This is a genomic window from Micropruina sp., from assembly GCF_047606365.1.
Taxonomy (GTDB): Bacteria; Actinomycetota; Actinomycetes; order Propionibacteriales; family Propionibacteriaceae; genus Micropruina.
On sequence record NZ_JASGEN010000073.1, the window covers coordinates 1 to 2574 of the forward strand.

Annotated in this window: 2 protein-coding genes; one reads left to right on the top strand and one right to left on the bottom strand. The window is 68.3% G+C overall.

What is annotated here, in order from left to right; genetic code table 11:
• Positions 1–1610, bottom strand: a 1610-nt coding sequence (locus tag QM624_RS08530; protein WP_415090776.1) for a PTS mannitol transporter subunit IICB, incomplete at its 3' end; no start/stop codon positions are given.
• 234 nt (positions 1611–1844) lie between these two features.
• On the opposite strand from QM624_RS08530, the gene QM624_RS08535 reads away from it, so the two are divergent.
• Positions 1845–2574, top strand: a 730-nt coding sequence (locus QM624_RS08535) for a sugar-binding domain-containing protein (protein WP_415090778.1), incomplete at its 3' end; no start/stop codon positions are given.

Below are 2574 nucleotides of genomic sequence, written 5' to 3' on the forward strand. Positions count from 1 at the left end.
GCAGCGGGCTCCGGCGCAGCCGCCGGAGCGGGAGCAGGCGCAGCAGTCGGCGCCTCGGCGGCACCACCACCGTTGGCCCGCCGGACCATCTCGACCACCTCGTCGTAACGCGGGGAGGCCATGAAGTTGTCCACCGCCACGTGCACGGCCGACGGGGTCGCGGGCGCCGCGCGGTCCATTAGGTCCTGATGCGACACCACCACGTCGAAGGTGTCTGTCAGGTTCGAGATGGCCTTGTTGACCACGGTCACGTCCTTGAACCCGGCGGACTGGATCTTCTTCCGCAGCACCGAAGCACCCATCGCCGACGAGCCCATGCCCGCGTCGCAGGCGAACACGATCGACTTCACCGGTCCGGACGGCTCGGCCGCACCGGCACCGAGCAGGCCGGACAGCGCATCGGACGACTTGCCCTTGTTGGCCTCGGTCTGGCTGATCGCGCTGGCGAACTTGTCCTCGCCCGCGGCCGCGGCCGCAAGGTCACGCTTGCGCGAGGCTCGCAGGATCACCCCGGCGATCAGGAAGGTCACGGTGGCGGCCAGGATCACCGACAGGATCACGGCGATGTAGGCGCCGGGCGCCGTCTGGGCGAGGACCGCCAGGATGCTTCCCGGGGCTGCCGGAGCCCGCAGCGCACCACCGAGCAGCATGTTGGTGGTGACACCGGTCATGCCGCCGCCGATGAGGGCGATCAGCAGCGCCGGCTTCATCAGCGCGTAGGGGAAATACACCTCGTGGATGCCGCCCACGAACTGGATGAACGCGGCACCCGGGGCGGACGCCTTGGCCGCACCGATGCCGAACACCGCGAAGGCGAGCAGCAGGCCCAGGCCCGGGCCGGGGTTCGCCTCGAGCAGGAACAGGATGGACTTGCCGGTGTCGGACGCCTCCTGTGTGCCGAGCGGTGTCAGCACGCCGTGGTTGATGGCGTTGTTCAGGAAGAACACCTTGGCGGGTTCGATGATGATGCTGGTCAGCGGCAGCAGGTTGTTGGCCACCAGCCAGTTCACCGCGCTGCTCAGCACGTTCATCAGGCCGTTGACCAGCCAGGCGACGGGATAGAAGCCGATGATCAGCAGGAAGAAGCCCCAGATGCCGGCCGAGAACATGTTGACCAGCATCTCCAGGCCGGCCTTGATCTTGTTCTCCCACAGGCCGTCCAGCCACTTCATCGAGTAGGCGGCCAACGGAGCCATGATCATGGCGCCGATGAACATGTGCACCTGGCCCAGTTCCTTGAAGTCGGCCTCAGCGTTGCCCTGCGCGAGCCACACTTCGAGCAGCCGGATGTTCTCCTGCGCGATCAGGTAGTCCGAGCCGGCGATCGCACCGATGGTGCCGATGCCGGCCACGACGGCACCGCGGGCGCCGTAGACCATCGTTCCGCCGGTGACGGCGATGATGATCGGCAGCAGGTAGTGGATCATCGGCCCGACGATGGTGGCGATGCTCTCGTTGGGCGTGAAACCGGCCGGGATGAAGAACATCGTGAGGATGCCCCAGGCGATCAGCGCCGGGATGTTGGGCATGATCATGCCGGACAGGAATGTCCCGAATTTCTGGATGTGAACCCGCACCGAGGTTCTCGGCGCGGCTGTTGTGGTCGACATACATGTCTCCTTGTGTTCGGCCCGGGACCCCCTGCGACACTGCTCTGAAGTGGTCCCGCGCACGTGATCTGAAAACCCTAGACCGCTGGCGGAGGGAGGGCTACACCCCGACCCGCCCGGCACGAACAATGAGGCACTGAACACTCATCTGCACAGTGCCCCACGGCACGGAGGATGCCTCCGCCACCCCGACCTGTCAACGGACAACAGCGTTCTGATACCGTCGTGGCTCAAATGAGCGAACCCAGCCAGCGCACCGGGGCCGGCTTCAAAGGCCCTGCCGAGCTCGTTCTCGCTGCCGAGATCGCGCGCCGGTACTACCTCGACGAACGCACCAAGGTGGAGATCGCCGACGAGTTCCGGCTCAGCCGGTTCCGCGTCGCCCGGTTGTTGCAGGTCGCCAGGCAGGAAGGCGTGGTGCGGATCGAGATCCAGCAGTCCGGCGCGATCGACCTGGACCGGTCGATCCGGCTGCGGGAGCGGTTCGGACTGGAACACGCCGTGGTGGTCGACTGCGCGGAGGGCGATCCGGCACTGCTCCGGGCCGCCCTCGGACGCGCCGCCGCCGACCTACTCGGCGAAGTGGTCAGCGCCGGCGACCTGATCGGCCTGGCCTGGGCCCGCTGCGTCCAGTCCATGGTGCGCCAGGTGCGCCGGCTGCCGCAGGCCTCCGTCGTCCAGCTCACCGGCGTACTGCCGCGGCCGCAGGATCCGTCCGCCTCGATCGACGACGAGACCGCCGTGGACGTGGTCCGCGACCTGGCCCGGATCTGCCGCGGCCCCGCCTACCTGTACTTCGCACCGTTCCTGGTCCCGGACGCCGCGACCGCCCGCGCGCTGCGGCGCCAGCCGGAGATCGTGCGGGCCTTCGGCAAGGCGGCCTCCGCCGACGTCGCCGTGGCCGGCATCGGCCGCTGGGCGCCCGGCCTGTCGACGCTCTACCAGGCGGCCACGCCGCCGGAAC